Here is a 3,611-nt window from a genome sequence, read left to right as displayed (position 1 = left end):
AAAACAGTCTGTGCAAAAAATGGCATTGACAAACAAAAGACACGCTGTTGAGTTCTCAAACTTCCGAAGCACACCTCGCGCTTTCGATCTCTCTCCAGCACTTGGGGCAACCCGCTAAAACTTACCGGGCCGATCACTCTCTGTCAAATCCTCATCCTCGGTGCGGCGGAACCGCTTCGAGGAGAAGAGCCGGCCGGAGCATCCCCTATGGGAGACCCTCCGAAGTGACCTTCGTGGCTTGCGCCTCTAGAAACATTACTAGCCCTGCCTCCCGAAACCAAATCGGAGGTCCCCCGCGAAGGGGACAACGGCTGAGCGGTTCGTCGATCGCCACGAAACCCCTAGTCAGCGGCTCGAGTCGCCGCGCGATGTGCCGCGGGCGTGTGCCCCGTTCAGCCGGGAGGGCGGCCTGAGCCGCATCTGGGCGTGCGGGGCGTTCTCCCGTTCCGCGGCGACAGATTGAGAGAACTTGCTCGATTCCCGCGCTGCCATCGAGGCAGTCCCGCGGTACGGCACCTGCTGTCGTGGAGGTGCACCCCTCTTCCTCGTCAGACGGGGGCACTCCCCCTCCGAACGGCGGAGCGCCGGCGTCCTCGGCGCGGTGAGCCGACGACACGCACCCGATGGAACGGCCTCCCGCGGTCAGGCGCAGGGGGGCGTCCATGCTGCAGATGCGGGAGCCTGCCGGACTCCCGGACGTACGAGAGCCCCACGCCAGGAGGGCGTGGGGCTCTACGCAGCGCGAAGCCTTAGGCGGTCTGCTCCGGGATGGCCTTCTTCGCGGCGTCCACGTGAACGCCAGGGCCCATCGTCGAGGACACCGTGATCTTGCGGATGTAACGGCCCTTGGCCGCGGACGGCTTGAGGCGGTTCACCTCGTCCATCGCGGCAGAGTAGTTCTCCAGCAACTGCTGGACCGAGAACGAGGCCTTGCCGACGATGAAGCACAGGTTGCTGTGCCGGTCGACGCGGAACTCGATCTTGCCGCCCTTGATGTCGCTGACGGCCTTCGCCACGTCCATGGTGACGGTGCCCGTCTTGGGGTTCGGCATCAGACCGCGGGGGCCGAGGATGCGACCGAGGCGTCCGACGCGACCCATCATGTCGGGCGTGGCGACGACCGCGTCGAAGTCAAGGTAGCCGCCGGTGATCTTCTCGACGAGCTCGTCGGCGCCGACCTCGTCGGCGCCGGCGTCCTGGGCCTGCTGAGCCTTCTCGCCGGAGGCGAAGACGAGGACCCGAGCCGTCTTGCCAGTACCGTGCGGGAGGTTCACCGTGCCGCGGACCATCTGGTCCGCCTTACGGGGGTCGACGCCGAGCCGCATCGCGACCTCGACGGTCTCGTCGAACTTGGCCGAGGCGTTGCCCTTCACCAGGGTGAGGGCCTCCTCGGCGGTGTACAACTGCGCGTCGTCGATCTTCTCTTCGGCGGCGCGGTAAGCCTTGCTGCGCTTCATGACTGGTTTCCTTTCTGACCAGGTGTGGTGCGGGCCGCGCAGGCCCTGCCACGAATACCGACGCCCGGGCGTCCGGACGCCTTGGGTACTACTGAACGTCGATGCCCATCGAGCGGGCCGTGCCCTCGACGATCTTCATCGCGGCCTCGACGTCGTTCGCGTTCAGGTCGGGCAGCTTGGTGTTCGCGATCTCGCGAACCTGGTCCTTGCTGATCTTGCCGACCTTCTCCTGCGGCTTCGAGCTGCCCTTCGCCAGGCCCGCGGCCTTCTTGATCAGCTCGGCGGCCGGCGGCGTCTTCGTGATGAAGGTGAACGACCGGTCCTCGTAGATCGTGATCTCCACGGGGATGACGTTGCCGCGCATGGCTTCTGTCTTCGCGTTGTACTGCTTGCAGAATTCCATGATGTTGACGCCGTGCGGACCGAGGGCGGTACCGACGGGAGGTGCAGGAGTCGCCGCGCCCGCGTTCAAGGCAACCTTGACGAGCGCCGCTACCTTCTTCTTGGGAGGCATATTCGGGTCCTTGCTCTCTTTCTTCCAGGGGCCGGGACGCCCCTGCTGGTGACAATGCGGTGGCCCGGCACGAGGCCGGGCCGATCGCGAACACGTTCAGGTACGGGAAGGGTTACCCCTTCTGAACCTGCGTAAACGTGAGATCCACGGGGGTCTCCCGCCCCAGGATCTCGACCAGAGCCTTGAGCCGCTGGTTGTTCGCGTTGATCTCGGTGATGGTCGCGTGGACGCCCGAGAAGGGCCCCTGAACCACCATGACGGAGTCGCCCACGTTGAAATCGGCGACCTCCACCTTCTTCTTGCGCGGTGCCTGCCCGGACGCCTGCGCGTTCACCTTCGCCAAGACGGACGGGGCGAGCATCTTCTCGACCTCCTCCAGCGACAGCGGCACCGGCGAGCTCGCGTGGGCGACGAAGCCGGTCACCGACGGCGTGTGCCGGACGGCGGCCCACGACTCGTCGGTCAGATCCATCCGCACCAGCACGTAGCCGGGCAGGACCGTGCGCGTCACGGTCTTGCGGGCGCCGTTGCGAATCTCGACGACGTCTTCGGTCGGCACGATCGCTTCGTAGATGTGCTCCTCCATCCCCAGCGTCTTCACGCGGGAGTCGAGGTTCTGCTTCACCCGGTTCTCCATGCCCGAGTACGTGTGGATGACGTACCAGTCGCCGAGCTCGCCACGAAGCCGCTGGCGCAACTCTTCGAGCGCGGCCTCCTCGTCGGCACTCTCCTCGCCGGACGCCTCGGGCTCTTCCTCGTCGTCATCGGCCAGGTTCAGCGCGACATCGTCTTCGTCGGTCTCGGCGTCGTCACCCCCGAAGTCGAGGTTCAGATCGAGGTCGTCGGACGTCGACTCATCGCCCTCGGGCGCACCGAGGTCGATCTCGAAGTCGTCGTCCGACCCCGTCAGCGGGGCGTCATTCTCTTGAGTCACAAACTTCTCCGTCTTCTCCGGCCACTCAGCCGAGCAGCCTCAGCAGCAGCGCGCCGAAGCCCAGGTCGAGCAGCCCCACGTAGGCGATGATGAACAGCACGAACACCAGGACGACCACGAAGTACTGGCGCACCTGCAAGCCGGTCGGCCAGATGACCTTCTTCAGCTCGTCGACCGACTGGCGGACGAACTCCGCCGGCGTCGTGCCCTTGCTCCGCTTGGCACTCGCGGACGCCTTCCGACGCTTGGGCGTCGCCGCGTCCTTCTTCTCCACATCGGCGACCCGGCGCTGCGGGCGCACGCTGCGCGCCACCGCGGCCACCGACTCGGCCTCGGGCACCTGAGCGGCGTCGTCAGGGGTGGACGAGGACTCGCCGGCGCCATCAGCGCCCTGCCGCCGTTCCACCACTGCGATTGTCCTTCTCGTCGTCGGTTCGCCTGCAAGCCAGCGTACGTGCCGACCCGAGCAGGGCAAGAGGGACTTGAACCCCCAACCTTCGGTTTTGGAGACCGATGCTCTGCCAGTTGAGCTATTGCCCTTCGATGGGCCGCCCGAAGACGGTGCCACCAAGAAAAGAAGTGTACGGGGTTTGCTGCGCCGAGTCGAACCGACGCGGCGTCCCGCACCCCTCAGTCCAGGCTCACCCCCAGCAAGACCGGCTCGGGGACCAGCGTGACGCCGAAGGCGTCCCGGACGCCGTCGCGC

Annotated in this window: 4 protein-coding genes and 1 tRNA gene; all 5 read right to left on the bottom strand. The window is 66.1% G+C overall.

Annotation, left to right across the window (positions count from 1 at the left end; genetic code table 11):
* Nucleotides 1-749 precede the first annotated feature (749 nt).
* Nucleotides 750-1,457: a 50S ribosomal protein L1 gene (gene rplA / locus WMJ97_RS14755; RefSeq protein WP_347349763.1), complete on the bottom strand. Its 708-nt coding sequence runs from the start codon at nt 1,455-1,457 to the stop codon at nt 750-752.
* An 88-nt stretch (nt 1,458-1,545) separates the two neighbouring features.
* On the bottom strand, nt 1,546-1,971 hold the full coding sequence (rplK, locus tag WMJ97_RS14750) for a 50S ribosomal protein L11 (RefSeq protein ID WP_347349762.1): 426 nt from the start codon (nt 1,969-1,971) through the stop codon (nt 1,546-1,548).
* Between the two features lie 112 nt (nt 1,972-2,083).
* The gene (gene nusG / locus WMJ97_RS14745; RefSeq protein ID WP_347349761.1) at nt 2,084-2,905 is read right to left on the bottom strand and encodes a transcription termination/antitermination protein NusG; all 822 of its coding nucleotides are present in this window, start codon (nt 2,903-2,905) and stop codon (nt 2,084-2,086) included.
* Between the two features lie 25 nt (nt 2,906-2,930).
* Nucleotides 2,931-3,311 (bottom strand): preprotein translocase subunit SecE, encoded by a 381-nt coding sequence (gene secE, locus WMJ97_RS14740; RefSeq protein WP_347349760.1) that lies wholly within the window; start codon nt 3,309-3,311, stop codon nt 2,931-2,933.
* Nucleotides 3,312-3,372: 61 nt separating this feature from the next.
* Nucleotides 3,373-3,445 (bottom strand) — tRNA-Trp (locus WMJ97_RS14735).
* Nucleotides 3,446-3,611 lie beyond the last annotated feature (166 nt).

The sequence above is a fragment of the Nigerium sp. genome, from assembly GCF_039811905.1.
GTDB lineage: Bacteria > Actinomycetota > Actinomycetes > Propionibacteriales > Propionibacteriaceae > Propioniciclava.
The sequence above is the reverse complement of the archived record's forward strand: the minus strand, read 5'-3'. Positions and strand labels throughout refer to the sequence as shown.

Bases quoted from the DNA above. Each gene is read 5' to 3' on its own strand.
- rplK (WP_347349762.1), bottom strand. From the start codon at position 1,971: ATGCCTCCCAAGAAGAAGGTAGCGGCGCTCGTCAAGGTTGCCTTGAAC.
- rplA (WP_347349763.1), bottom strand. From the start codon at position 1,457: ATGAAGCGCAGCAAGGCTTACCGCGCCGCCGAAGAGAAGATCGACGAC.